Origin of the sequence: Marivita sp. S6314, assembly GCF_023015985.1 — a bacterium.
GTDB lineage: Bacteria > Pseudomonadota > Alphaproteobacteria > Rhodobacterales > Rhodobacteraceae > Marivita.
In genome coordinates this window covers 118,363-144,152 of record NZ_JALKAO010000003.1, presented here as the reverse complement: position 1 = coordinate 144,152, position 25,790 = coordinate 118,363, and the positions used below count along the sequence as shown (strand labels likewise).

Below are 25,790 nucleotides of genomic sequence, written 5' to 3'. Positions count from 1 at the left end.
CAGCGGGGACTTGAGTTCCGATATGTAATATCATAACACTCTCGTCAAACGGAGAATGCGATGCAACATTTTGGGTTCGCGGACCACGATCATAGCGCCTGTATCACCAAGACCGTGGAAGAGGTGGAAGCGCAGTGCGCGGCCGAGCGGTTGCAGCTCACGCCGGTGCGTCGGCGTGTTCTGGAAATCCTTTTGCAGGAGCATCAGGCGCTTGGGGCTTACGAGATCCTTGATGTGCTGCGCCGCGAAGGGCTGGGATCGCAGCCACCCGTGGCCTATCGCGCGTTGGATTTCCTGGTGAAGCATGGGTTTGCGCACAAGATCGAAAAGCTGAACGCCTTTGTGGCCTGCACGCATCCGGGCGAGGATCATGCACCTGCGTTTCTGATTTGCCGCGATTGCAATGGCGTGGCCGAAGCGCAAGGCGCGCGGGTCGCTTTGGGAGAGGCGGCAAAGGCGTCGGGGTTTCTGATCGAGAGCATGGTGATTGAATGCGAGGGTTTGTGCCCGAAATGTCAGGCCGCGGCATGAGCCTGATTGAAGCCAAGGGCGTGACGGTGCGGTTGGGGGGATCGGTAATCCTTGCCAACGTGTCTTTGTCATTGTCCGAACGCGAGATCGTGACGATTGTCGGACCTAACGGGTCGGGCAAGTCGACATTGCTGAAGACACTTCTGGGGGCGGTTGTGCCGTCGAAGGGGCGTGTCACCCGGATGGATGGGCTTCGCGTGGGGTATGTGCCGCAGACGCTGCATATCGATCCGACGCTGCCCCTGCCCGTTTTGCGGTTTCTGGGCCTGCCCAAGCGGGTGAGCCGGGATGTGGCCCTGCGCGCGCTGGAGCGGACAGGTGTTGCCTCCCTTACAGACAGGCAGGTGGCGGATTTGTCCGGCGGGCAGATGCAGCGCGTGTTGCTGGCGCGGGCGATCATTGATGATCCGCAGGTTTTGGTGCTGGATGAGCCGACGCAAGGATTGGACCAGCCGGGATCGGCGGAGTTTTACCGGTTGATCGAAACGCTGCGCGAAGACCTTGGATGCGGGGTTCTGATGGTCAGCCATGAATTGCATGTTGTGATGGCCGCGTCGGACCGGGTGATTTGCCTTAACGGGCATGTCTGCTGCGAAGGCGCGCCGGAGCATGTGGCGACAGCGCCGGAGTATCGGGCGTTGTTCGGCACCGGCACGCAAGGCGCGCTGGCGCTCTATCGGCACGAGCACAACCATTCGCATGATCACGACCATGCACACGAGGCGGCGGAATGATCCTGGACAGTTTTTTGTGGCGCGCGGGGCTGGCCGGCGTTGGGGTCGCGATGGCCGCCGCGCCGTTGGGGTGCTTCGTCGTATGGCGGCGGATGGCCTATTTCGGGGACGCAACCGCCCATGCGGCCATTCTGGGCGTGGCGCTGGCCTTGTCATTCAACATGCCCGTGTTCCTGGGAGCCTTGATCATTGCCTTGGGGATGGCATCTTTGGTGTCCTCCCTGTCGGGGCGGAACGTGGCGGTGGACACGCTTTTGGGGGTGCTGGCGCATTCCGCGTTGGCCATCGGGATTGTCGCGGTGTCGTTTCTGGACAACGTGCGGATTGACCTGATGGCGTTCCTGTTTGGAGACATTCTTGCGGTGAGCCGGATGGATCTGCTGGTGATCTGGGGCGGGGCCTTGGCCGTGGTTGGCCTGCTGTCCTGGCGCTGGTCGGCGCTGTTGACGGCGACGTTGAACGAAGACCTGGCGCGCGCGTCAGGGATTGATCCGGTGCGCGAGAAGCTGATCCTGACACTGACGCTGGCGGTAGTCGTGGCAGTGTCGATCAAGGTGGTCGGTGTCTTGCTGATCGGGGCCATGTTGATCGTGCCACCGGCTGCGGCGCGCGTGTTTGCCAAGACGCCAGAGCAGATGGCGGTTTTTGCGGGGGGGGTTGGCATGGCATCTGCCTTGGGTGGATTGGCGGCGTCGTGGCATTTCGATACCCCGACAGGGCCGACGATTGTGGCGGTGGCCGCCGCCGCGTTCGTGTTGAGCACGATTGTTGGGCTGGGGCGGCAGGTGCGGGCGTGATGCGCGACAGAAATCAAAGTCAGGGCTTGCAGACTCACACACCCCTCCGTATATGCACCTCAACAGCGGCGTGATGGCCTCGGCCACCACCCACCGAAATCTTCAACGGGCCGCGCGCCCGTTTTTTTGTGTTTGGAGCAAAGCAAGACAATGTCTGACCTGATCGCGAAAGCTGCGATGGACAAACGTTTGGCTGAGATCGTCTCTCCTGTCATCGAGGACATGGGATTCGAACTGGTCCGCATCCGCTTGATGAGCGGCAAGACAGCCACGTTGCAGATCATGGCCGAACGTCCCGAAGGCGGGATCGAAGTGGATGAATGCGCGGCGATCAGCACAGCCGTCAGTGCCACTTTGGATGTCGAGGATCCGATCCTGGATACCTACACTTTGGAAGTGTCGTCGCCGGGGATCGACCGGCCCCTGACCCGTCTCAAGGATTTTGAGACGTTTGAAGGGTACGAGGTCAAGATCGAGACCTCCGAGATGATCGACGGACGCAAGCGCTTTAAAGGCGTGTTGGCCGGGGTCGAAGGTGACGAAGTTCTGGTGAACATCGAAGAAGGCACGGTTGGCCTCAAGTTCGACTGGCTGGCGGATGCCAAGCTGGTGCTGACCGACGACCTGATCAAGGAAATGCTGAAAGCCCGCAAGGCGCAGGGCTTTGACGAAAACAAATTTGACGACGTGGTTGAGGCCGAAGGGCCCGAAGAGGAGTAAACCGATGGCAATCACATCCGCCAACCAGTTGGAACTGTTGCAGACCGCAGAAGCGGTGGCGCGCGAAAAGATGATCGACCCCGGGTTGGTTGTCGAGGCGATGGAAGAAAGCCTCGCCCGTGCTGCGAAGTCGCGCTACGGGTCCGAGATGGACATCCGCGTGTCGATTGACCGCAAGACGGGCCGCGCGACGTTTACCCGTGTGCGCACCGTGGTCGAGGATGAAGAGCTTGAGAATTATCAAGCCGAATTCACCGTCGAGCAGGCCAAGCAGTACATGGATGATCCCAAGGTTGGGGATACGTTTGTCGAAGAAGTCCCGCCCGTGGAAATGGGCCGGATCGCGGCGCAGTCGGCCAAGCAGGTGATCCTGCAGAAGGTGCGCGAAGCGGAACGTGACCGTCAGTTCGAGGAATTTCAAGACCGCGCAGGCACCATCATCAACGGTGTGGTCAAGCGCGAAGAGTACGGCAACGTCATCGTCGATGTGGGCCGGGGTGAAGGCATCCTGCGCCGCAATGAGAAGATCGGGCGCGAAAGCTATCGCAATGGCGACCGGATCCGCTGCTACATCAAGGATGTGCGCCGCGAGACACGCGGGCCGCAGATTTTCCTGTCGCGGACAGCGCCCGAGTTCATGGCCGAACTGTTCAAGATGGAAGTGCCGGAGATTTACGACGGCATCATCGAGATCAAGGCCGTTGCCCGTGATCCGGGAAGCCGCGCGAAAATTGCGGTAATTTCCTATGACGGGTCGATTGATCCGGTCGGTGCCTGCGTTGGTATGCGCGGTTCTCGTGTGCAGGCGGTTGTGAACGAGCTTCAGGGCGAGAAGATCGACATCATTCCGTGGAATGAAGACATCCCGACATTCCTGGTGAACGCGTTGCAACCTGCCGAGGTGAGCAAGGTTGTTCTGGACGAAGATGCGGAGCGCATCGAGGTTGTTGTGCCGGACGAGCAGCTGTCTCTGGCAATCGGTCGCCGGGGTCAGAACGTGCGTCTGGCGTCGCAACTGACGGGCCTCGACATCGACATCATGACCGAGGAAGAGGAATCGGCACGGCGTCAGAAAGAGTTCGAAGAACGCACGCAGCTGTTCATGGACACGCTGGATCTGGACGAGTTCTTTGCCCAGTTGCTGGTGGCCGAAGGCTTCACCAATCTGGAGGAAGTGGCCTATGTCGAGGTGGACGAACTGCTGGTGATCGACGGTGTTGATGAAGACACCGCGGCCGAATTGCAGACCCGTGCGCGTGAGCATCTTGAGGCACAGGCGAAGAAAGCGCTTGAGAATGCGCGTGAGTTGGGGGCCGAGGACAGCCTGATCAACTTTGAAGGTCTGACGCCGCAGATGATCGAAGTGCTGGCCAAGGATGGCGTGAAGACACTCGAAGATTTTGCAACCTGCGCGGATTGGGAACTGGCCGGTGGCTGGACCACCGTCGATGGTGAGCGCATCAAGGACGATGGTCTGCTTGAGCCGTTCGACATGGCCCTGGAAGAGGCGCAGCATCTGGTGATGACAGCGCGGGTTCTTCTGGGCTGGGTTGATCCAACCGAGCTTGAGGCGGACGCCGAGGATGACGAGGCCGTCGAAACCGAAGACGAGCAGGTCTGAGCACACCGAACCTGAAAGGACGGTACCAACGTGGCACGTGGCGGAAAACACAAGGATCGGGAAAGCGGTCCGGATCGCAAATGTATTGCGACCGGAGAGGTGCGCCCGAAGGCCGAGTTGATCCGCTTTGTGGTTGGGCCGGATGACACGCTTGTTCCGGACCTGGCGGGGAAACTGCCGGGTCGGGGCATTTGGGTCACAGCGACACCGGACGCCCTTGAAACTGCGATCAAGAAGAACCATTTTTTGCGCGCAGCCAAGGCGAACGTCAAAGTCCCGGATACGCTGATCACGGATATCGAGCAGCAACTTGCGCGCCGTGTGACCGATCTGATAAGTCTCAGCCGGAAATCAGGGCTGGCGGTTTCGGGCTACGAGAAGGTCAAGGACGTTCTGGCCAAGGAAACTGCGGACGTGCTTTTGCAGGCCGAAGACGGGTCGAGCCGCGGTAAATCGAAACTCAGCACACCGCATTTTGGTCATTATATTGGCTGGCTTACGGCAGATGAGCTTGGAATGGCCTTTGGGCGACAAACTGTGATACACGCAGCGCTTGGTGCTGGTGGACTCACGCAACGTGTTGTAGAGGAGGCCCAACGATTGAAGGGCTTTCGTGTCAGAGCGTCTGACGCAAAGACGGTGGCAGGGGCTACCGGGAAGGAAATAAGAGCTAAATGAGCGATAACGACGGCAAAAAGACATTGGGTTTGCGCGGCGGTCCCCGGTCGGGGAACGTAAAGCAGAGTTTCAGCCATGGGCGGACGAAAAACGTCGTGGTGGAGACGAAGCGCAAGCGCGTGGTTGTGCCGAAACCCAATGCGGTCAAAAGCGGCACCGAAGGGTCCGCAAAAGCCGCGGTTGCAGCCTCTGGCAGCAAACGGCCCGCTGGGATTTCCGACGCCGAGATGGAGCGTCGCCTGAAGGCGTTGCAAGCCGCCAAGGCACGCGAGAGCGAAGAAGCGGCAGCCCGCGAGGCGGCTGAAAAAGCCCGCGCGGAAGAACGCGAGCGGATGCGCGCCGAGAAAGAAGCCAAGGAGCGCGAACAGCGCGAGGCGGAAGAGCGCGCACGCAAAAAGGCCGAAGACGAGGAACGCAAGGCACGCGAAGCGGCAGAAGCCGCAAAGGCTGCGGCCGCTGCGCCATCGCCCTCTGCCGCACCTGCTGCACGCCAACCTTCGGGTGGACCGAAGCCGTCTCAAGCGGCTCCGCGCAAGAACGAGCGCGAAGAACGCGGCCGCCGCAAGGTGGACGATGGCGGACGCCGGTCCGGCAAGCTCACGCTGAATCAGGCGCTGGGCGGAGAGTCGGGACGTCAGAAATCCATGGCTGCCATGAAGCGCAAGCAAGAGCGCGCGCGTCAGAAGGCGATGGGCGGAAGCCAGCCGCGTGAAAAGGTTGTGCGTGACGTGCAGTTGCCCGAGGCGATTACCGTGGCAGAGCTGGCCAACCGGATGACCGAAAAGGTTGCAGACGTCGTGAAGGCGCTGATGAACAACGGCATCATGGCGACGCAGAACCAGACGATTGACCAGGACACCGCAGAACTCATCATCGAAGAGTTCGGTCACAAGGTGACCCGTGTGTCCGACGCCGATGTCGAAGACGTGATCAAAGAGATCGAAGACGATGAAGCCGATCTCAAGCCACGGCCTCCGGTCATCACGATCATGGGCCACGTCGACCACGGCAAGACATCGCTGCTGGACGCCATCCGCGACGCGAATGTGACATCCGGCGAAGCGGGCGGGATCACGCAGCATATTGGTGCGTACCAGGTGAAATCAAAGGACGGCACGATCCTGTCCTTCCTTGATACACCGGGCCACGCCGCGTTCACCTCCATGCGCTCTCGTGGGGCGCAGGTGACGGATATTGTTGTGCTTGTTGTTGCGGCGGATGACGCGGTGATGCCGCAGACAATCGAAGCGATCAACCACGCCAAGGCGGCGCAGGTGCCGATGATCGTGGCGATCAACAAGATCGACAAGCCTTCGGCGAACCCGACCAAGGTGCGCACGGACCTTCTGCAACACGAAGTGATTGTTGAAGAAATGTCTGGTGACGTGCAGGACGTCGAAGTGTCTGCGATCAGCGGTCAGGGTCTACCGGAGTTGCTTGAAGCGATTGCGCTGCAGGCCGAAATCCTTGAACTGAAAGCCAACCCGGATCGTGCCGCACAAGGTGCCGTGATCGAAGCGCAGCTGGACGTGGGCCGTGGGCCTGTGGCGACCGTTCTGGTTCAGAACGGCACGCTGCGTCAGGGTGATATCTTCGTGGTGGGTGAGCAGTACGGTAAGGTCCGTGCGCTGATCAATGACAAGGGCGAACGCGTCAAGGAAGCCGGTCCGTCGGTGCCGGTTGAGGTGCTGGGTCTGAATGGCACACCCGAAGCGGGTGACGTGCTGAACGTGACCGAAACCGAAGCGCAGGCGCGCGAGATCGCGGAATACCGTGCAAACGTCGCCAAAGAAAAGCGCGCGGCGGCGGGTGCGGCCACAACGCTTGAGCAACTGATGCAGAAGGCGAAAGAGGACGAAGATGTGTCCGAATTGCCGGTGCTGGTGAAAGCGGATGTGCAGGGTTCTGCCGAAGCGATCGTCCAGGCGCTTGAGAAGGTCGGCAACGACGAAGTGCGCGTCCGCGTGCTGCATTCGGGTGTTGGTGCGATCACCGAAACCGATGTTGGCCTTGCCGAAGCGTCTGGTTGTCCGGTGATTGGCTTTAACGTGCGTGCCAATGCGTCGGCGCGGAACACGGCCAACCAGAAGGGTGTGGAAATCCGCTATTACAGCGTGATCTACGACCTTGTGGACGACGTGAAAGCCGCCGCCTCTGGCCTGCTCAGCGCCGAGATCAAGGAAACCTTTATCGGGTATGCCGAGATCAAGGACGTCTTCAAGGTGTCCAACGTGGGCAAGGTTGCCGGTTGTCTGGTTACCGAAGGCGTGGCCCGTCGCAGCGCCGGTGTGCGTTTGCTGCGTGACAACGTGGTGATCCATGAAGGCACGCTTAAGACGCTGAAGCGTTTCAAGGACGAGGTGCCTGAAGTGCAGTCCGGTCAGGAATGCGGCATGGCGTTCGAGAACTATGAGGATATCCGTCAGGGTGACGTGATCGAAATCTTCACCCGTGAAGAGGTCGAACGTAATCTCGACTGATCAGCCGACATAACAACATGACAAGGGCAGCTTCCGGGCTGCCCTTTTTCGTTTCAGCGGTGTGTTAAGCTGTCAGGCCGCGCGCATAACCGGCAGACCAGTATACACGCGGTTGCCCACGCGTACAGACACGCGTCCGTCCGGAAGCGTTTTCTCAAGAATGCCCTGCACTGACATGCAGCTTCCAACGATGATGGTTTTCAACATGCCAAATCTCCCCCAAGGCTTGACGCCTTATAAGTAGATCGCGACACGGCGCTTTGCCAGAAAAAACCGCAACTTTGTTGCTTATTTGGTGGGGATTGTTCCCGTTTGCTACACCCAGTCCCGGAGGATCGGGATCAACGGGATGTCCGCAGGCGGCATTGGGTAATCCCGAAGCTGATTGGATCGCACCCATTTCAAGGTTTGCCCTTCTTTCGATTCGGGCGTGCCCTTCCATTTTCGGCAGACATAGAGCGGCATCATCAGGTGAAAATCATCGTAGCTGTGCGATGCGAATGTCAGAGGCGCGAGGCAGCTTTCCCAGGTGTCGATCCCCAGTTCTTCCTGCAATTCGCGGATCAGGGCGTGTTCGGGGGTTTCCCCCTCTTCAACCTTGCCACCAGGGAATTCCCACAGGCCTGCCATAGATTTCCCTTCGGGTCGTTGGGCCAGCAGGATGCGCCCATCTGCGTCCACAAGGGCCACAGCCGAAACAAGTACGATTTTCATGGATCAGGACCTGTAGTCGGCGTTGATCGAGATGTAGCCATGGGTCAGGTCACAGGTCCAGACAGTCGCGGACCCGGTGCCGATGCCCAAATCAATGGTCATTTCAATCTCTTGGGCCTTCATGATCCGGGCGCCGTCTTCTTCGCGGTAGGTCGGATCGACCCAGCCGTTTTTTGCGACCTGAACATCACCAAACGAAATGCTGAGCGTGTCGCGGTCGGCGGGTGCGCCGGATTTTCCGATGGCCATCACAACGCGGCCCCAGTTGGGATCTTCGCCCGCGATGGCGGTTTTAACCAAGGGGGAATTGGCGACTGACAATGCGTGTATCTTCGCATCTGCGTCAGACAAAGCCCCCGTCACGGTGATCGCCACGAATTTCGTCGCCCCCTCGCCGTCGCGCACCACCTGATGTGCGAGGTCCAGCATCACCCCCCGCAGCGCAGTTTCGAAGGCAGCGGTGTCTTGAGACACCGACACGCCGGACGCCCCTGTGGCGGCAACCAGCAGCGTGTCAGACGTGGATGTGTCGCTGTCAACGGTGATGCAGTTGAACGTTGTTTCGTTCACGCGGGACACGATAGATTGCAGCTCATCCTGCTCGATGGCAGCATCGGTGAAGATATAGACCAGCATGGTCGCCATGTCGGGCGCAATCATACCCGAACCTTTGGCGATGCCCGCGATGGTCACGGTGCCGTCTGGCAAATCCACCTTGGCAGCCGCGCCTTTTGGAAAGGTGTCGGTTGTCATGATGGCCTTGGCGGCATCGCCAAGCGCGGTTTCATCCAAGGATTGGGCCAGCTCTGTGACCTTGGCCTGAATGCGATCATGCGGCAGGCGTTCGCCGATTACCCCGGTCGAACTGGTAAAAACGCGGGTCGCTGGCAAGCCGGTGACGCGTGCAACCTCTGCGCAGATGGCCTGAACCGACTCGTCCCCGGCCCGCCCGGTAAACGCGTTGGAATTGCCGGAATTCACGATGAACGCCGCACCAGCGTCGTCAGACAGGCGGATTTTCGATTGGCAATCCAGAACGTTGGCGGATCGGGTGGCCGATTTCGTGAAGGCCCCGGCGATACATGTTCCGGGGTCAAGCACGGCCAGCATCACATCCGTTCGACCCGCATATTTGACCCCCGCGGCGGCGGTCGCAAAGCGTGCGCCTTTGATCACGGGTAAGTCAGGAAAGGCTTTGGGTGCCAGCGGTGAGACGGATGTGATTTTTGCCACGGGGTTTAGTCCTCAAGCAGGTTGAGATTGCTGAGCACCGACGTGTCGATTTCTTCTTTCGCGGTACGCGTGACCTCAGCGGCGTCTGTCAGTTCTTCAAGGTGACGTGTCACGGCTTGCTGGCTGAGCTGGCTTTCGATCTCGGCGCGTACGGAGTCGAGCGTCGGGGCTTCCTGATTTCGCTTTTCGTTAAGTTTGATGACGTGCCAGCCGAACTGGGTTTGCACCGGCTTCGAAATCGCCCCGACCTCCATCTCCTCGACAGCGGTTTGGAATTCGGGAACCATCATGCCCGGGCCGAACCACCCAAGGGAACCGCCGTTGGGACCGGAGGGACCGGTGGATTTTTCGGCAGCGACCGCCGCGAAATCGGCTCCGCCATTCAGATCCTCGATGATCGTCGCCGCTTCTTCCTCGGTTGCGACAAGAATGTGAGAGGCGTTGAACTCTTCGGTTGGTTCGCCCTGAAGATAGGCTTCATCGTAGAAATTCTGCACGGTTTCATCGGTGACCGCTGCATCAACCACACCTTCAATCACCTGGGCCGCCCGCAATGCGCGGCGTTCGTTCTCAAGCGCCAGCACGATGCGGTTATCGTCCTCGTCTGCGGCTTGCTGGCTCAGCAGCGATTGCTGCACGATCTGGTCCAGAATGCCGTCCCACAAAACGTCATCGGGCAATTGCTGATATTGCTCGGGCAGGGACGCACGGACCATCAACATGTGACCAAGCGTGACCTCGGTGCCATTCACCGTCGCCACCACGGAGTCAGCATCAAGCGTGTCCTGAGCGTGAACTGGCAATGCCATCAGCAGGGCAAATGCGCCTGCCGACAATTTTGTGATGAGTTTTGACATCTCTTATCCTTATGGTGCCGCCCGCGCCGATGGGTGGCGTTGACACTGTATTTCGCGGACCTTACATCGCCCTATGGCTCTGCGAGGCCGGTCGTTCCCCTGTGTCATATGGGCTGTGTGCGAGGCGGGCAAGCAGATGCCGCACACGAAGATGTCAAACCTGAAAGAGAGTGCATGCTGGGATTAGGTAAAGTCGCGCGCAAGGTGTTCGGAACGCCGAACGACCGCAAAGTCAAGGCGACCCGCCCTTTGGTTCAAAAGATCAACGCTCTCGAACCTGAGTTTGAAAAACTAAGCGATGCCCAGATCATCGAGAAGACAGCCGAGTTCAAAGCCCGGCACGCCAATGGCGAGTCGCTGGATGACCTGCTGCCGGAAGCCTTTGCCAATTGCCGTGAAGCGGCCAAGCGCGCCTTGGGTCTTCGGGCGTTTGATGTCCAGTTGATGGGCGGGATATTCCTGCATCAGGGCAATATTTCAGAGATGAAAACGGGCGAAGGCAAAACGCTTGTTGCGACCTTCCCGTCTTACCTTAACGCGCTGACAGGGCGCGGTGTGCATATCGTGACGGTCAACGATTACCTGGCGCGCCGCGACAGCGAATGGATGAGCAAGGTCTACAGCGCCTTGGGCCTGACCACAGGTGTGGTCTATCCCCGCCAGCCGGACGACGAAAAGCGCGATGCCTACGCGAGCGACATCACCTACGCGACCAATAACGAACTGGGGTTCGACTACCTGCGCGACAACATGAAGTCCGAGCTGAACCAGATGTATCAGCGCGATCACTTCTTTGCCGTTGTGGACGAGGTCGATTCGATCCTGATCGACGAAGCGCGGACGCCGTTGATTATCTCGGGCCCGGCGCAGGACCGCAGCGAGCTTTACGTGGCCATCGACAAGCTGATCCCGCTGTTGTCGGACGAGCATTTCAGCATTGATGAGAAAACCCGGAACGTCACCTTTACCGATGACGGCAACGAGTTTCTTGAACAGACGCTGCACCAAGAGGGCATCCTGCCGGAAGATCAGTCTCTGTACGATCCCGAAAGCACCACCATCGTTCATCACGTGAACCAGGGGCTGCGCGCGCACAAGCTGTTCCAGCGCGACAAGGATTACATCGTGCGCGACGGAGAGGTTGTTCTGATCGACGAATTCACCGGCCGGATGATGCCGGGCCGTCGTCTGTCCGAAGGCCTGCACCAGGCGATTGAGGCCAAGGAAGGCTGTGATATCCAGCCCGAGAACGTGACGCTCGCCAGTGTGACCTTCCAGAACTATTTCCGTCTTTACGAAAAACTGTCCGGGATGACCGGGACAGCCGCGACCGAAGCCGACGAATTCGCCGAGATTTACGGGCTCGGCGTTGTCGAGGTGCCGACCAACCGCGAAATCGCGAGGATTGACGAGGACGACAAGGTCTACCGGACCGCGCAGGAAAAGTTCGACGCCATCGTGGCAGAGATCAAGACGGCGCATGAAAAGCAGCAACCGGTTCTGGTGGGCACCACGTCTATCGAGAAATCGGAAATGCTGAGCCAGTTGCTTGAGAAAGCGGGCCTGCCCCATAACGTTCTGAACGCGCGCCAGCACGAGCAGGAAGCGCAGATTGTGGCAGACGCCGGCAAGCTTGGCGCGATCACGATTGCGACCAACATGGCGGGCCGCGGCACCGACATCAAACTTGGCGGCAATGTTGAGCTTCAGGTGCTGGAAGCGATTGCGGCAGAACCTGACGCCGACCCCGAGGACATCCGCAAGCGGATCGAGTCAACCCACGACGCCGAAGAGCAAGCGGTCAAGGATGCGGGCGGGTTGTTTGTTCTGGCCACCGAACGCCACGAAAGCCGCCGGATCGACAACCAGTTGCGCGGCCGTTCGGGCCGTCAGGGGGATCCGGGGCGGTCGTCGTTCTTTCTGTCGCTGGACGACGATTTGATGCGCATCTTCGGGTCAGAGCGGCTTGAGAAAGTGCTGTCGACACTGGGCATGAAAGAAGGCGAAGCGATCATTCACCCGTGGGTGAACAAGTCGCTGGAACGGGCGCAAGCCAAGGTCGAAGGCCGCAACTTTGACATCCGGAAGCAGCTTCTCAAGTTTGACGACGTGATGAATGATCAGCGGAAGGTGATCTTTAGCCAGCGCCGCGAAATCATGGAAGCGCAGGATCTTGCAGAAGTGACGCAAGACATGCGGCACCAGGTGATCGACGATCTGGTTGACGCTTACATTCCGCCGAAATCCTATGCAGATCAGTGGGATACCGCTGGTCTTCAGGAAAAGATAAAGGAAATGATCGGCCTTGAAGCGCCGGTTGTTGACTGGGGTGACGAAGAAGGCGTCGATGCCGAAGTGATCCGTGAACGGCTGGAAGACGCGTCAGATGCGTTTATGGCGGAGAAGGCCGAAGCGTTTGGACCGGACACAATGCGGCAGATCGAAAAGCAGGTGCTGCTCCAGACCATTGATGCGAAGTGGCGTGAGCATCTGTTGACGCTGGAACATCTTCGGTCGGTTGTGGGCTTTCGTGGCTACGCGCAGCGCGATCCGTTGAACGAATACAAGTCCGAAGCGTTCCAGCTTTTTGAATCCATGCTCGACAGCCTGCGTGAAGACGTGTCCAAACAGCTTGGCCAGGTGCGTCCGATGTCGGAAGAAGAACAGCGCGCCATGATGGAGCAGATGGCGGCACAGCAAGCCGCGATGGCGCAGGCCGCCGAAGCTGCAGCGGCACAGGCCAGTGCACCTGTGGGCAATCCCGAAAACGCCGCAGACGGGTTCGATGAAACCGATCCGGCAACCTGGGGCAATCCGGGGCGCAACGACCCCTGCCCTTGTGGGTCGGGCAAGAAGTTCAAGCATTGCCACGGGCGGTTGGCGTAAGCACCTATTGCCACAAAGCCGTCGTAAATTAACCTAACCCGCGCCCTAGGCACACCCAGATTCCAAGGCAGAACGTCCTGTGCAGCACACGCATTGGGGCTTCTGCCATGGAACGCAATACATCCATTTTTATCGCCGCAGGCACCGTCGGAGCCGCGCTTTGCATCGGCGCGATGATGCAGTACGGGCCGTTTTCAGGTCCGTCGACCAACGCCTCTGTCGTGCAGACGCCGCTGATGGTTTCGGATGTACAGGAAGTGTCGTCCACGCCGAAATCCGATCTGCCGCAGGACCTGCCAATCATGTCCCTGCCTGCTTCGGTTGTGAGCAATCCTGTCCGCTCGTTCGAAGCCGGACCGGTCACAATCCCGCAAGCGCCCGAAAGCACCGGGTTCACATGCGACGTCGATCTTACGGCAGAGACAGCCGCCGGGGCGATGATCTCGTTAGAACTTGTTGCGCCGTGCCATGGCAGCGAACGCGTGACGCTGCATCACAATGGGCTGATGTTCACCGAATTGGTGCAACCGGATGGGACGTTGTCGCTCCAGATTCCGGCGCTTGTTGAAAACGCTTTGGTCATTGCGTCTTTTCTGGACGGATCGGGTGCCGTCGCGCATGCCACCGTGCCGACAGTCCCCTTTTACGACCGTGTCGTTTTACAGTGGCGCGGCGATGCAGGGCTTCAGCTTCATGCGCGCGAATTCGATGCGCAGTATTTTTCAGAAGGTCACATCTGGCATGGAGCCGAGGCGGACCCAAGTCGTGCGGCCACGGGGGACGGTGGTTTCCTGACCAAGCTTGGGTCTTCTGACGCACCAGAGGCGTTGCTGGCCGAGGTCTATACGTTTCCAAGCGGAATGACTCAGAATGAAGGCACAGTGGCGCTGACCGTTGAGGCAGAGATCCAGGCCAGCAATTGCGATACCCGCGTGGAGGCACAAACGCTGGAAATCCGCGACGGTAAAGAGCTGACAGCGAAAGAGCTGACCATTGATGTTCCGGGCTGTGACACCGTGGGCGATTTCTTGATGTTGAAAAATATCGTTGAAGACCTGACAATCGCCGCAAAATAAGCGGGCGGTTCAAAGGCGCGATCGATGAAACATGTTTGTGCGGCACTCTGGGCCGCACTTTTCCTTTTCCTGATGCCGGTTGCGTCGGTCGCCGAGGACGTGACCCTGCGGTCGCGTGACGGGGCCATTGAAGTGTCCGGGACATTGCTGGGCTTTGACGGCCAGTTCTACCGCGTTGACACGCAATACGGGGAACTGACCGTCGATGGGTCTGGTGTGCTGTGCGAGGGGCCGGGATGCCCGTCCCTGATCGATTACGTTGCCGATATTTCAATCTCGGGATCCTCCACCATCGGCGACGTGCTCATGCCCGCGCTTGTGGAAGGGTTTGCGCTCCAAAACGGGTTATCCGCGCGCCGCATCACGCAGGACGACACCCATTTCAGCTATGAACTGACCTCGGTGGACACAGGAAAAGTGGTTGCGCGGTTTGGGTTTCGGGTCTCAAGCACCGATGAAGGGTTCGCCGACCTGCTGGCGGATGAGGCCGATCTGGTCATGGCGTTGCGCGAGATCCGGTCCGGAGAGCTTGCGCTGGCAGAAGAGGCCGGGCTGGGCAAGCTGGACGATGTGAACCGCAGCCGGGTTCTTGCGCTGGACGCGATGACAGTGATCGTGTCACCGACGAACCCGGTGTCGGCGATCTCGGTCTCGGATCTGGCGCGCATTCTGTCCGGTGATATCGACAATTGGCGGACATTGGGCGGCCCGGACGCGCCGATTTCGGTGCACATGCGGGATGCCCAATCCGGGATTGCGCAGGCAGTGGAAGACCGCGTGTTGCGGCGGGGCAATGTTGACCTGATTGAAACTGTGGTGCGTCACCCGACGAATACCGCGCTGGCCAATGCGGTGACGCGGGATCAACTGGGGTTGGGAGTGGCGAGCTTTTCCGAGATCGGAAACAGCAAGGCGTTGGCGCTGACTGGCACATGCGGATTTTCGCTGCGGGCCAATCGGCTGACAATCAAGACAGAGGATTACCCGCTGACCGCGCCGATGTTCTTGTACGTGCCTGCACGGCGGTTGCCGAAACTTGCCCGCGAGTTTCTGACCTACACCCGAACGGGACCGGCACAGATCATCACGCGGCGGGCAGGATTCGTGGATCAGGCCCCGGAAGAGATCACGCTCAACGCACAAGGCGACCGGTTGGCAAATGCGGTTTCCGTGGCAGAGGGGGATGTCGGGCTCAATGACTTGAAGCGTCTGGTGGACACGTTGTCGCCACTGCGCCGGTTGTCGACCTCGTTTCGGTTTGAGCCCGGCCAGGCACGTCTGGACGCACAATCGCGGTCGAATGTGCAGCAATTGGCACGGGCGGTGGAGGCCGGTGTCTATGACGGCAGGCACCTGATTTTTGTAGGGTTTTCTGATGGGGTCGGACCGGCGGGCGGCAACCTTCAGATTGCGCAGGACCGCGCGAAAGCCGTGAAACAGGCGATTGAAGGTGCGCTTGAAGCGTCGAACCTGTCGCAAGTGGTGTTGTCCACGGACGCATTCGGAGAGGCGATGCCCATGGCCTGCGACGACACGAGTTGGGGGCGGCAGGTCAACCGGAGGGTCGAGGTGTGGGTGCGCTAAAGTAGACAGAGGTTCGGTGTTGCAGGGTCTGCGCATTTCGATTTGGCAGAGTGCCGTGCATATGCCCGGCCTACAGGTACCCTTCGGATTTCAGGCTGGTTTCGCGCGATTTTCCGATGATCAGGTGATCATGTACGGTGATGCCGACGGCATCGCAGGCGGTGACAATGTCATGGGTCATCGTGATGTCGGCCTGTGACGGGGTTGGGTCGCCGGATGGATGGTTGTGGACAAGAATCAGCGCAGACGCATTGAGATCAAGCGCACGTTTGATGATTTCGCGGGGGTAGACGGGGACGTGATCGACGGTGCCTTTGGCCTGCATTTCATCGGCAATCAGGACGTTCTTGCGATCAAGAAAGAAGATGCGGAAATGTTCGGTATCGCGGTGCGCCATGCTGGCACGGCAGTAGTTGAGCAACGCCGACCAGCTTGAGATCACATCGCGTTGCAGCAGCTTTGTCTGGGTCATCCGGTGGGCAGAAGCCTCGATCAGTTTGAGGTCAAACGCGGTTTCCGGGCCAATTCCCGCAACCCCTTGCAAGCGGTCGATGGGGGCCGCCAGCACCGCGTTGAAATCCCCGAAGGTGTCGATCAGCAGACGCGCGGTGGGTTTGACGTCGCCGTTTCTCAGCGATCGGAACAGCAGCAATTCCAGGAGTTCATAATCCGGCATCGGGTCCGCGCCGCCCACAAGAAACCGATTGCGCAGGCGCTTGCGGTGATCCTTGAGATAAGACGGCACCCGTTTGCGTTTGGGGGTGTCAGCCGGGGCCGCGCCACCAGTTGCACCGGTCTTGCGCGGCGGAGGTGCGGCCGCTTCGAACAATGATAGCTGTGCGGGACGTGCGCGAGACATGGGCACAGAATTGCCCAGCCACGCTTAAGAAAATGCTAACGGCCCCACTATGGGGGCCGTCGGCGTCAGCCCTTCATGGAATCCCAGAAGCCTTTTACCGATTTGAAAAAGCTTTTGGATTCCGGGTTGTTGTCTTCGCTCAGGTCCTCGAACTCCCGCAGGAGTTCCTTCTGGCGCGATGTCAGGTTCACCGGTGTTTCCACGGCCAGTTCGATGAACATGTCGCCCTGCCCGTTCCCGCGCAGTGTGGGCATGCCTTTGCCACGCAGGCGCATCTGGCGGCCCGATTGGCTTCCTTGCGGGATCGACACGCGGCTGCGCCCACCATCAATCGTGGGCACTTCGATATTGCCGCCCAAGGCCGCAACCGTCATCGAGACAGGCACACGGCAATGCAGATGTGGGCCATCGCGTTCGAACAGATCGTGCTGTGCCACATCGATAAAGATGTAGAGATCGCCCGGAGGCCCGCCACGCAGACCGGCTTCGCCTTCGCCTGCCAGCCGAATGCGGGTGCCGGTTTCCACACCTTTGGGGATGTTCACCGACAGCGCCCGATCTTTCTGGACCCGGCCTGCGCCACCGCAACCTTTGCAGGGGTTCTTGATCGTCTGACCAAGACCCGAACAGGTCGGGCAGGTACGTTCCACGGTAAAGAAGCCCTGGGTCGCGCGGACCTTGCCCATGCCCGAACAGGTCGGGCAAGTTGTGGGTTCTGCCCCGCCTTCGGCACCCGAGCCGCTGCATTCGCCACATTGCACCGATGTCGGCACTTCAATGGTTTTCTGCATGCCCGCATAGGCGTCTTCGAGCGTCACGCGCAGGTTGTAGCGCAGATCCGCACCGCGCGATGCGCGCTGCCGTCCACCGCCACGCTGCCCGCCCATGAAATCGCCGAAGAGATCGTCGAACACGTCCGAGAAAGCGCTTGCAAAATCGCCTTGCCCGCCAGCACCCGGACGGCCTCCGTTGCCCATGCCGCCTTCGAACGCTGCGTGACCAAACCGGTCATACGCCGCTTTCTTCTCAGCATCCTTGAGAACCTCGTAAGCCTCGTTGGCTTCCTTGAACTGTTCTTCGGCGTTGGGATTGTCGGCATTGCGATCGGGGTGAAGCTCTTTGGCTTTGCTGCGATAGGCTTTCTTGATCTCGTCCGGAGACGCGCCTTTCTTCAGGCCGAGCACATCATAGTAGTCACGTTTGGACATTATGCCCTCCTTTTACGGAACGTCAGAGGCCGGCCCGGTGTCCGGACCGGCCTCTTATTGGTTCCGCCTGAGCAAGCTTAGGCGCGCTTGTTGTCGTCGAGATCTTCGAAGTCGGCGTCGACGATGGTGTCGTCGTCGCTGGGTTCATCGGCGGCTGCCGGGGCTTCTTCGCCCTCTTCGGCCTGGGCCTTGTAGATCGCCTCACCCAGCTTCATTGCGGCTTCGGTCACGTTCTGGATGCCCGACTTGATCTTGTCGGCGGTCGACTTTTCGTCTTCCAGATCGTCCTTGAGTGCTGCAATGGCCAATTCGATGGCTTCCACGGTGGTCGGATCGACCTTGTCCGAATGCTCTTCCACCGACTTTTCTGTCGAATGGATCAGGCTTTCCGCCTGGTTGCGCGCTTCGACCATTTCGCGGCGTTCCTTATCGGACTCGGCGTTGGCCTCGGCATCCTGGACCATCTTCTCGATGTCCTCATCCGACAGACCCCCAGAGGCCTGGATCGTGATGTTCTGCTCTTTGCCGGTGCCTTTGTCCTTGGCGGACACGGACACGATGCCGTTGGCGTCGATGTCGAACGTCACTTCGATCTGTGGCATGCCGCGCGGTGCTGGCGGGATGTCTTCGAGGTTGAACTGACCAAGCATCTTGTTGTCGGCCGCCATCTCGCGTTCACCCTGGAACACGCGGATCGTCACGGCGTTCTGGTTGTCTTCGGCTGTCGAGAAGATCTGGCTTTTCTTCGTCGGGATCGTGGTGTTGCGGTCGATCAGGCGTGTGAAGACACCACCAAGGGTTTCGATCCCCAAGGACAGCGGTGTCACGTCCAGAAGAACAACGTCTTTCACGTCACCCTGCAGAACACCCGCCTGAATGGCGGCACCCATGGCAACCACTTCGTCCGGGTTTACACCTTTGTGCGGCTCTTTGCCGAAGAACTTGGTCACTTCTTCTGTGACTTTCGGCATGCGGGTCATACCACCGACAAGGACAACCTCATCAATGTCAGAGGTGCTGAGACCGGCGTCTTTCAACGCGGCCTGGCACGGCTTGAGCGACGCCTTGATCAGGTCACCGACAAGGCTTTCGAGCTTGGCACGGGTCAGCTTGAGCACGAGGTGCAGCGGCTGGCCGGTTTTTCCGTCCATGGAGATGAACGGCTGGTTGATCTCTGTCTGGCTGGAGGAGGACAGCTCGATCTTTGCTTTCTCCGCCGCTTCCTTGAGACGCTGCAGCGCCATCTTGTCCTTGGTCAGGTCGACGCCGTTCTCTTTTTTGAATTCGTCGGCCAGGTAGTTGACGATGCGCATGTCAAAGTCTTCACCACCCAGGAACGTGTCACCGTTGGTGGATTTGACTTCGAACAGACCATCGTCGATTTCGAGGATGGTCACGTCAAACGTACCGCCGCCAAGGTCATAGACCGCGATGGTGCGGGATTCTTTCTTGTCGAGACCGTAAGCCAACGCGGCGGCTGTCGGTTCGTTGATGATACGCAGGACTTCGAGACCGGCAATCTTGCCGGCGTCTTTGGTCGCCTGACGCTGGGCGTCGTTGAAATACGCCGGCACGGTGATGACCGCTTGCGTGACGTCTTCGCCGAGATAGGATTCGGCGGTCTCTTTCATCTTTTGCAGGATGAACGCAGAGAGTTGGCTTGGGGAGTATTTCTCACCCTTGGCTTCCACCCACGCGTCGCCATTGCCACCGTCGATGACGTTGAACGGCATGTTCTTGCGGTCTTTGGCAAGTGCCGGGTCATCGTTGCGACGGCCGATCAGGCGCTTCACACCAAAGACGGTGTTTTCCGGGTTGGTGACCGCCTGACGCTTGGCTGGCTGGCCAACAAGGCGTTCATCATCTGTGAACGCGACAATGGATGGGGTTGTGCGCGCGCCTTCGGCGTTTTCGATCACGCGAGGCTGCGAGCCGTCCATGATAGCGACGCAGCTGTTTGTTGTTCCGAGGTCAATACCAATTACTTTGGCCATGTTTTCGATCCCTTCGTATTTTAAGGCGATGTCACGAGACGAAGACCCATTTCGGCATCCCGCCCCGCATTACGTTCCGCTGACAGTTTCGTGTTCAGCAGGTCCGGTGGGTATATAAGGAGGCGACATGACGCCTGCAAGCGTCGCTGGTACCCAGAATTCCTGAAAATTCGGTATGCCTTTCCGGGTTTGTGCATTTATCTGTCCGCTATGAACGTTGTCACCATCCGCGAATTCGACATTTATCCCGATTGCCTGTCGCATGACGCCCAATCGAACCTGGTGGACGCGGTGCGGTCCTGCCTGCAAACGGCCCCCTTGTTTCAGCCAACAACGCCGCGCGGCAAGGCGATGTCGGTTCGCATGAGTGCAGCAGGTGCCTTTGGCTGGGTCAGTGACCGGTCGGGGTATCGTTATGAGCCGCGCCATCCGTCCGGCGTTGACTGGCCCCCGATACCGGACATGTTGCTGGATCTGTGGCATCGTTTGGCCCCGGATGCGCGTGACCCGGAATGCTGCCTGATCAACTGGTACGCGGATGGCGCGAAAATGGGTATGCATCAGGACAAGGACGAGGCGGATTTTTCTCAGCCCGTTTTGTCTGTTTCTTTGGGGGACGACGCGTTGTTCCGCATGGGCAACGCGACACGTGGCGGGACAACAGAGTCGGTCTGGCTGCGTTCAGGCGATGTGGTGGTGATGCGCAATTCGGCCCGCCGCGCGTATCACGGAATCGACCGTATCAAAGCCAACAGCTCAACCTTGCTGCGCGATGGTGGGCGCATCAATCTGACGTTGCGGGTGGTGACCTGATCAGTTCCGGGCCGACCACGATGCCGAGGCGCGCCTGCGGGTGTAGAATTCCCCCATGAGGCCGATCATCAGGCAGACCAGCGAGAGGTAGGCAACATATTCCCAGTTCGAATTGCGTGGCACGTAATTGATAAAGGCAAAGCCCCGCGCTTGATCGATTGTGTGGAACAGCGGGTTCCAATCAAACATCGCCACCATGAAGCTGGGCAAGGCGTTTGCGACGAACATTTTGCCCGACGCGATCATGTTGGCGCGTTTGTATAAGGTAGACAGGAAGGTGACAAAGCCGGGAAACCACGGTTTGAGCGCCAAAAACACCAGACCGATGCACCCACCGGAAAACCACGCCAGCAGCAGCATTCCGATCACTGGCATCGGATCGACGACTTCGGTCAGGACATAGGGATTCATCGCTACGTCATAGATAAACAAGATCGAGGCCACGGCGATCACCTGAATATAAAGAACACCCAACATACTGGACACAATCGAGATGAACGTGTTCATCGGCGCGTGCTGCATCATGGCCGAGGTCGGGCCTTCGCTGCCCAGCACGGCACCAACTGCCTTGTTGTGGGTCATGAACAGGAAAATGCCGGTGAGCAGAAAGATCACGAAGTCCCCCCGCAAGGCCAGCGACTTCATCCCCATGATCGAGAACATCACATAGAAAAAGAGCACGAACATCAGGGACTGGAAGACGCTGACAACAATCGACAGAAACGCGTTTCCATGCGCCTTGCGGACGGATCGCACCGTATTGTGGTAGATCAGCTCGGCGATATTGGCTGCCGAGGACGCACGATTTCTCGGCGCGGAACTCTGGAACATAGTCTTGCCTTTGCCTCTGCCCGCATTTCTGACGTCAGTTGACCTGACTGTTCTTGCGGACTTTCGTTAAGGTCATGATAAGTGACGTGACCTTTCAAATCAATCGAGGCAGAAACCGATGGCCGTGGATTATGATGCACTGATGCAAACACTGCGCAGGTTGGCGCTTGAGGCCGGCGATCGGATCATGGAAATTTACCAATCCGACGATTTTGACGTGCGGTCGAAGTCAGACAGCAGCCCCGTGACCGAAGCGGATGAAGCCGCCGATGCGTTGATTTCGGCAGGATTGCGATCTGCGTTTCCGGACATTGCTCTGGTGACGGAAGAACAATCCGAGACGCATAACCTTGATGTGCGCGATTTCCTGATCGTGGACCCGTTGGACGGGACCAAGGAGTTCATCCATCGGCGCGGCGATTTCACGGTGAATATCGCGCTTGTCGAAAAAGGTGTCCCCACGCGCGGCGTGGTCTATGCGCCAGCCAAGGATCGTCTGTTCTACACGCTGGGTGACGGTCAGGCGGTTGAAGAGGCTGGCCCGTTCGACAAGGACACTCCCGGCACGCAGTCGTCGATCCATGTCTCGACACCGGATGCTTCGGCGCTGATGGTGGTCGCGTCCAAGTCGCACCGCGATCAGGCGACCGACGACTATATCAACCGGTATTCCGTCAAAGACAGCAAAAGCGCCGGATCGTCGCTCAAATTCTGCCTTGTGGCGACAGGTGAAGCGGATTTCTACCCGCGTCTTGGGCGCACGATGGAGTGGGACACGGCAGCGGGTCACGCGGTTCTGAACGGGGCGGGCGGACAGGTCATGCGCCTAGATGATCTGAAGCCGTTGGCCTATGGCAAGCCGACCTTTGCCAATCCGTTCTTCGTGGCGACCGCACCCGGGATTGACCTGACCAAAGTGTGACGCGGCCGTGACGCCGCTTTCCTTCAGCGTCATCGTCGTCAGCCGGGATAGGCCAAGGTGGTTAAGACGGACCTTGATGGCGATTGACCAGCTTGACTACCCACGTTTCGAGATACGCGTGGTTGCCTGTCGAGATGGAGTATCAGCCGCGCGCAGCTTTGATCTGCGGCGTCCGGTGTCGGTTATTGCTTTCGACGAGGCAAATATTTCGAAAGCCCGAAATCTGGGTATCGCACACGCAAACGGAGACATCCTCGCCTTTATCGACGACGACGCCGTGCCAGAGCCGACATGGTTGCAGCATCTGGCGTCTGCGTTTGACCGCCCCGACATTGTGCAGGCCGGGGGAACGACGCTTGGACGGAACGGGATTTCGGTGCAGCACGCCGCCAGTCTTGCGGATGCCTTTGGGCGATCACATCCGGTATCGGTGACGTCTGACACCCCTGCCCAGATCGCGCCCACACAGGTCGGGCTCCCACGATTACACGGTACCAATATGGCGTTTCGCAGGACCACATTGTGGGATCACAAGGGGTTTGATGAACGGTTTACGTTCTATCTTGAGGAAACCGACCTGACCCGTCGTATCGCGCAGCAAGGTGGTGGCACCGCCTATGTCCCGAATGCTGTTGTGCATCATGCAACCGCCAAGAGCCGACACAGGACTACGACCCGCACACCTGTCCGCCTGTTTGAAATCGGTGCATCGGCGGCTGTTTTTCATCGCAAACATGCCAAATCGGAAGAGTGGCACGACGCAAAAGCCTGTTTCTTTTCGGAACGACGATCCTGGCTCATGTGGCATATGCAGATCGGAACGCTTACCCCGGACGACGTGCTGCGTCTGCTGCGCGAATTGGAGGACGGTTACGCCGAAGGCCTGCAACGGGACGCAGAGGCGGGTTTGCGCAAGGATGCCCCGCCCCCGATGGACGTGCCCGCTTTTGCGCCCTCTGCCAAGGATATTTGCCTGTTGCCCGGCTTTGCGTCTCGGACCGCCGCGCGCAATGTGGCGACGCAGCGGGTTTCACGTGGGGATCGGGTCACGGTGCTTGAATACTCGCCCAGTTCACTGTTCCACCACGTCGAATTTACGATGGACGGGTACTGGCGGCACGTAGGTGGGATCTTCGGAAAAGAGCAGCGGCACGAACCTTTGGTGCAGATGGCCACGCGACAGTCCCGCGCCAGACGCACACTTGAGCGGCTTGCCGGAATACGCGCCAGAAATCGGCTAGAAATTGCGGGAAAATTGAAACTTCTTTAACAAGATCGCAGATATTCCTCACTTATGTCATACTCAAGAACGCTTACCTGTGGCATAGATTGCCGAAATAATCAGTTGCGGCGTGTCAGGAGCAGTCATGCGAAATAAAGTAACAAAAGCCGTTTTTCCCGTTGCAGGATTGGGCACGCGGTTTCTTCCCGCAACCAAATCTGTCCCCAAGGAAATCATGACACTGGTCGACAGACCCTTGGTGCAATACGCGATTGACGAAGCCCGTGCCGCAGGGATCAAGGAATTTATCTTTATCACCTCGCGCGGGAAAAGCGCGCTTGAGGACTATTTTGACCAGTCGCCCATCCTGGAACAGGAACTGCGCAAAAAAGGCAAGCTCGACATTCTGGAAGACCTCAAGTCGACCAATATGGAAAGCGGCGCAATCGCCTATATGCGCCAGCACAAGGCGCTGGGATTGGGGCACGCGGTCTGGTGTGCGCGCCGGTTGATCGGGGACGAACCCTTTGCCGTGATGTTGCCGGATGACGTGATTTCTGCGGAAAAGCCATGCCTGCAGCAGATGGTCGAGGCTTATGAGGAAACCGGCGGCAACATGGTGGCCGCAATGGAAGTGCCCTACGACAAGGCGTCCAGCTATGGTATCCTGGATGTCAAAGATGACATGGGCGCAATGGTGTCCGTCAAGGGCATGGTGGAAAAGCCAAATGTCGAAGATGCGCCCTCGAACCTGGCTGTGATCGGGCGGTATATCCTTGATCCTGCGGTTCTGAGGAACCTCAACAAAAAGCAAACCGGTGCGGGTGGTGAAATCCAGCTGACCGACGCGATTGCACAGGAAATCGACGCGACGGGTGTCTATGGATATCGGTTCCGGGGACAGCGGTTTGATTGCGGTTCCAAAGCAGGGTTCCTGCAGGCAACAGTCGCCTTCGGGCTGGCGCGCGACGATCTGAAAGACGATTTGCGCGGTTTTCTTGACTCGGTGATGCAAATCGAAAACGCGGCAGAATAAAACATGAAAGTGCTTGTGACCGGCGGCGCGGGCTATATCGGGTCGCATGCATGTAAGGCATTGTCGAAGACAGGCCATACGCCGATTACCTTTGACAACCTGTCAACCGGCTGGCGCGATGCGGTCCAGTTCGGGCCCTTTTTCGAAGGTGATCTGACCGATAAATCCAGCATCGAACGCGCGTTTGCGGAACACAGACCCGACGCCGTGCTGCATTTCGCAGCGCTCAGCAGGGTTGATGAAGCCATGGCGAAGCCAGAGCTCTACTGGCGCAACAATGTACTGGGATCGCTGAACCTTTTTGAAGCAGCCGTGCAGCACGACTGCCTTGATCTGGTGTTTTCCTCGACTTGCGCAACCTTTGGCGATCAGGACAACGTGATACTGGACGAAAACACACCGCAACACCCGATCAACGCCTATGGCGCGTCAAAACAAGCCGTCGAACGCATGCTTCAGGACTTTGAAGCAACCCACGGCCTGAGAAACGTGATCTTCCGCTATTTCAACGTCGCAGGTGCTGATCCGGATGCCGAGGTGGGCGAATTTCACCGGCCCGAAACCCATCTGATCCCGATTGTCCTTGATACCGTGGCCGGGGAACGGGACCAGGTGACGATCTACGGCACCGATTACCCCACACCCGACGGGACATGTGTGCGTGACTACGTTCACGTCTCTGATCTGGTGGATGCGCATCTTCTGGGATTGCAGTGGTTGAAAGACGGCAAAGGCAGCCGGGCGTTCAATCTTGGCACCGGGTCCGGTTTTTCCGTGCGCGAGGTAATCCACTCCGCGAACCGGGTGACAAACCGTGAAGTGCCAACCGCGATTGGAGACCGCCGCCCCGGCGACGCGATCAAGCTGGTGTCCGGTTCGAAACGCGCAGAAGACGAACTAAAGTGGACTCCGCAGAAATCGACCATGCCCCAGATGATCGAGGATGCGTGGCGCTGGCATCAAGTTGCTGACTACAGGAAATAGCCCCGCACCG

At 58.9% G+C, this 25,790-nt stretch carries 23 protein-coding genes; 15 read left to right on the top strand and 8 right to left on the bottom strand.

Translation table 11 applies throughout. From position 1 onward, the window contains the following. Window positions 1–60 precede the first annotated feature (60 nt). The 7 genes from MWU54_RS09235 to infB all read left to right on the top strand — a co-directional run bounded on the left by MWU54_RS09235 (window position 61) and on the right by infB (window position 7,561). On the top strand, window positions 61–531 hold the full coding sequence (locus tag MWU54_RS09235; RefSeq protein ID WP_247082442.1) for a Fur family transcriptional regulator: 471 nt from the start codon (window positions 61–63) through the stop codon (window positions 529–531). Beyond that, window positions 528–1,265 (top strand): metal ABC transporter ATP-binding protein, encoded by a 738-nt coding sequence (locus tag MWU54_RS09230; RefSeq protein WP_247082440.1) that lies wholly within the window; start codon window positions 528–530, stop codon window positions 1,263–1,265. Before MWU54_RS09235 ends, MWU54_RS09230 begins: the two co-directional genes overlap by 4 nt. Further along, on the top strand, window positions 1,262–2,062 hold the full coding sequence (locus MWU54_RS09225) for an iron chelate uptake ABC transporter family permease subunit (RefSeq protein ID WP_247082438.1): 801 nt from the start codon (window positions 1,262–1,264) through the stop codon (window positions 2,060–2,062). Before MWU54_RS09230 ends, MWU54_RS09225 begins: the two co-directional genes overlap by 4 nt. Before the next feature lie 150 nt (window positions 2,063–2,212). After that, on the top strand, window positions 2,213–2,782 hold the full coding sequence (rimP, locus tag MWU54_RS09220; protein ID WP_247082436.1) for a ribosome maturation factor RimP: 570 nt from the start codon (window positions 2,213–2,215) through the stop codon (window positions 2,780–2,782). 4 nt (window positions 2,783–2,786) lie between these two features. Next, complete coding sequence (nusA, locus tag MWU54_RS09215; RefSeq protein ID WP_247082434.1) at window positions 2,787–4,403, top strand: transcription termination factor NusA; 1,617 nt, start codon at window positions 2,787–2,789, stop codon at window positions 4,401–4,403. 30 nt (window positions 4,404–4,433) lie between these two features. After that, entirely contained in the window at window positions 4,434–5,081 is a 648-nt protein-coding gene (locus MWU54_RS09210; protein ID WP_247082432.1) for an RNA-binding protein, read from the top strand. After that, window positions 5,078–7,561, top strand: coding sequence for a translation initiation factor IF-2 (gene infB / locus MWU54_RS09205; RefSeq protein ID WP_247082431.1), 2,484 nt, complete (start codon window positions 5,078–5,080; stop codon window positions 7,559–7,561). Before MWU54_RS09210 ends, infB begins: the two co-directional genes overlap by 4 nt. 72 nt (window positions 7,562–7,633) lie before the next feature. On the opposite strand, the gene MWU54_RS18735 is transcribed toward infB, so the two are convergent. The 4 genes from MWU54_RS18735 to MWU54_RS09190 all read right to left on the bottom strand — a co-directional run bounded on the left by MWU54_RS18735 (window position 7,634) and on the right by MWU54_RS09190 (window position 10,365). After that, the gene (locus MWU54_RS18735) at window positions 7,634–7,768 is read right to left on the bottom strand and encodes a hypothetical protein (RefSeq protein ID WP_281496050.1); all 135 of its coding nucleotides are present in this window, start codon (window positions 7,766–7,768) and stop codon (window positions 7,634–7,636) included. A 108-nt stretch (window positions 7,769–7,876) separates the two neighbouring features. Beyond that, window positions 7,877–8,275: an 8-oxo-dGTP diphosphatase MutT gene (gene mutT / locus MWU54_RS09200; RefSeq protein ID WP_247082429.1), complete on the bottom strand. Its 399-nt coding sequence runs from the start codon at window positions 8,273–8,275 to the stop codon at window positions 7,877–7,879. A 3-nt stretch (window positions 8,276–8,278) separates the two neighbouring features. Then, the gene (argJ, locus tag MWU54_RS09195) at window positions 8,279–9,508 is read right to left on the bottom strand and encodes a bifunctional glutamate N-acetyltransferase/amino-acid acetyltransferase ArgJ (RefSeq protein WP_247082427.1); all 1,230 of its coding nucleotides are present in this window, start codon (window positions 9,506–9,508) and stop codon (window positions 8,279–8,281) included. A gap of 5 nt (window positions 9,509–9,513) precedes the next feature. Then, on the bottom strand, window positions 9,514–10,365 hold the full coding sequence (locus tag MWU54_RS09190) for a peptidylprolyl isomerase (protein WP_247082425.1): 852 nt from the start codon (window positions 10,363–10,365) through the stop codon (window positions 9,514–9,516). A 174-nt stretch (window positions 10,366–10,539) separates the two neighbouring features. On the opposite strand from MWU54_RS09190, the gene secA reads away from it, so the two are divergent. From secA to MWU54_RS09175, 3 genes are all read left to right on the top strand, one after another. After that, a complete protein-coding gene (gene secA, locus MWU54_RS09185; protein ID WP_247082423.1) occupies window positions 10,540–13,251 on the top strand; it encodes a preprotein translocase subunit SecA in 2,712 nt (903 codons plus the stop codon). A gap of 107 nt (window positions 13,252–13,358) precedes the next feature. Continuing rightward, on the top strand, window positions 13,359–14,327 hold the full coding sequence (locus MWU54_RS09180) for a translocase (protein ID WP_247082421.1): 969 nt from the start codon (window positions 13,359–13,361) through the stop codon (window positions 14,325–14,327). 24 nt (window positions 14,328–14,351) lie between these two features. Beyond that, window positions 14,352–15,911 (top strand): phosphate ABC transporter substrate-binding/OmpA family protein, encoded by a 1,560-nt coding sequence (locus MWU54_RS09175; RefSeq protein WP_247082413.1) that lies wholly within the window; start codon window positions 14,352–14,354, stop codon window positions 15,909–15,911. A gap of 70 nt (window positions 15,912–15,981) precedes the next feature. Here the strand turns inward: MWU54_RS09175 and radC are convergent, their stop codons facing one another. The 3 genes from radC to dnaK form a co-directional block, all read right to left on the bottom strand. Then, window positions 15,982–16,770, bottom strand: a complete 789-nt coding sequence (radC, locus tag MWU54_RS09170) for a DNA repair protein RadC (RefSeq protein ID WP_247082412.1) — start codon at window positions 16,768–16,770, stop codon at window positions 15,982–15,984. A 65-nt stretch (window positions 16,771–16,835) separates the two neighbouring features. Continuing rightward, a complete protein-coding gene (gene dnaJ, locus MWU54_RS09165) occupies window positions 16,836–17,978 on the bottom strand; it encodes a molecular chaperone DnaJ (protein ID WP_247082411.1) in 1,143 nt (380 codons plus the stop codon). 77 nt (window positions 17,979–18,055) lie between these two features. Further along, window positions 18,056–19,972 (bottom strand): molecular chaperone DnaK, encoded by a 1,917-nt coding sequence (dnaK, locus tag MWU54_RS09160; RefSeq protein ID WP_247082410.1) that lies wholly within the window; start codon window positions 19,970–19,972, stop codon window positions 18,056–18,058. A gap of 210 nt (window positions 19,973–20,182) precedes the next feature. On the opposite strand from dnaK, the gene MWU54_RS09155 reads away from it, so the two are divergent. After that, the gene (locus MWU54_RS09155) at window positions 20,183–20,785 is read left to right on the top strand and encodes an alpha-ketoglutarate-dependent dioxygenase AlkB (RefSeq protein WP_247082409.1); all 603 of its coding nucleotides are present in this window, start codon (window positions 20,183–20,185) and stop codon (window positions 20,783–20,785) included. On the opposite strand, the gene MWU54_RS09150 is transcribed toward MWU54_RS09155, so the two are convergent. Then, a complete protein-coding gene (locus tag MWU54_RS09150; RefSeq protein WP_247082408.1) occupies window positions 20,786–21,616 on the bottom strand; it encodes an ABC transporter permease in 831 nt (276 codons plus the stop codon). Window positions 21,617–21,740: 124 nt separating this feature from the next. On the opposite strand from MWU54_RS09150, the gene cysQ reads away from it, so the two are divergent. The 4 genes from cysQ (at window position 21,741) to galE (ending at window position 25,780) form a co-directional block, all read left to right on the top strand. Then, on the top strand, window positions 21,741–22,538 hold the full coding sequence (cysQ, locus tag MWU54_RS09145) for a 3'(2'),5'-bisphosphate nucleotidase CysQ (protein WP_247083984.1): 798 nt from the start codon (window positions 21,741–21,743) through the stop codon (window positions 22,536–22,538). A 7-nt stretch (window positions 22,539–22,545) separates the two neighbouring features. Next, the gene (locus tag MWU54_RS09140; protein WP_348647636.1) at window positions 22,546–23,808 is read left to right on the top strand and encodes a glycosyltransferase; all 1,263 of its coding nucleotides are present in this window, start codon (window positions 22,546–22,548) and stop codon (window positions 23,806–23,808) included. 97 nt (window positions 23,809–23,905) lie between these two features. Next, window positions 23,906–24,796, top strand: a complete 891-nt coding sequence (gene galU / locus MWU54_RS09135) for a UTP--glucose-1-phosphate uridylyltransferase GalU (protein WP_247082406.1) — start codon at window positions 23,906–23,908, stop codon at window positions 24,794–24,796. 3 nt (window positions 24,797–24,799) lie between these two features. Further along, on the top strand, window positions 24,800–25,780 hold the full coding sequence (gene galE, locus MWU54_RS09130) for a UDP-glucose 4-epimerase GalE (protein ID WP_247082405.1): 981 nt from the start codon (window positions 24,800–24,802) through the stop codon (window positions 25,778–25,780). Window positions 25,781–25,790 lie beyond the last annotated feature (10 nt).

Bases quoted from the DNA above. Each gene is read 5' to 3' on its own strand.
- MWU54_RS09235 (WP_247082442.1), top strand. From the start codon at position 61: ATGCAACATTTTGGGTTCGCGGACCACGATCATAGCGCCTGTATCACC.
- MWU54_RS09230 (WP_247082440.1), top strand. From the start codon at position 528: ATGAGCCTGATTGAAGCCAAGGGCGTGACGGTGCGGTTGGGGGGATCG.
- MWU54_RS09225 (WP_247082438.1), top strand. From the start codon at position 1,262: ATGATCCTGGACAGTTTTTTGTGGCGCGCGGGGCTGGCCGGCGTTGGG.
- rimP (WP_247082436.1), top strand. From the start codon at position 2,213: ATGTCTGACCTGATCGCGAAAGCTGCGATGGACAAACGTTTGGCTGAG.
- nusA (WP_247082434.1), top strand. From the start codon at position 2,787: ATGGCAATCACATCCGCCAACCAGTTGGAACTGTTGCAGACCGCAGAA.
- infB (WP_247082431.1), top strand. From the start codon at position 5,078: ATGAGCGATAACGACGGCAAAAAGACATTGGGTTTGCGCGGCGGTCCC.
- MWU54_RS18735 (WP_281496050.1), bottom strand. From the start codon at position 7,768: ATGTTGAAAACCATCATCGTTGGAAGCTGCATGTCAGTGCAGGGCATT.
- mutT (WP_247082429.1), bottom strand. From the start codon at position 8,275: ATGAAAATCGTACTTGTTTCGGCTGTGGCCCTTGTGGACGCAGATGGG.
- MWU54_RS09190 (WP_247082425.1), bottom strand. From the start codon at position 10,365: ATGTCAAAACTCATCACAAAATTGTCGGCAGGCGCATTTGCCCTGCTG.
- secA (WP_247082423.1), top strand. From the start codon at position 10,540: ATGCTGGGATTAGGTAAAGTCGCGCGCAAGGTGTTCGGAACGCCGAAC.
- MWU54_RS09180 (WP_247082421.1), top strand. From the start codon at position 13,359: ATGGAACGCAATACATCCATTTTTATCGCCGCAGGCACCGTCGGAGCC.
- MWU54_RS09175 (WP_247082413.1), top strand. From the start codon at position 14,352: ATGAAACATGTTTGTGCGGCACTCTGGGCCGCACTTTTCCTTTTCCTG.
- radC (WP_247082412.1), bottom strand. From the start codon at position 16,770: ATGTCTCGCGCACGTCCCGCACAGCTATCATTGTTCGAAGCGGCCGCA.
- dnaJ (WP_247082411.1), bottom strand. From the start codon at position 17,978: ATGTCCAAACGTGACTACTATGATGTGCTCGGCCTGAAGAAAGGCGCG.
- dnaK (WP_247082410.1), bottom strand. From the start codon at position 19,972: ATGGCCAAAGTAATTGGTATTGACCTCGGAACAACAAACAGCTGCGTC.
- MWU54_RS09155 (WP_247082409.1), top strand. From the start codon at position 20,183: ATGAACGTTGTCACCATCCGCGAATTCGACATTTATCCCGATTGCCTG.
- MWU54_RS09150 (WP_247082408.1), bottom strand. From the start codon at position 21,616: ATGTTCCAGAGTTCCGCGCCGAGAAATCGTGCGTCCTCGGCAGCCAAT.
- galU (WP_247082406.1), top strand. From the start codon at position 23,906: ATGCGAAATAAAGTAACAAAAGCCGTTTTTCCCGTTGCAGGATTGGGC.
- galE (WP_247082405.1), top strand. From the start codon at position 24,800: ATGAAAGTGCTTGTGACCGGCGGCGCGGGCTATATCGGGTCGCATGCA.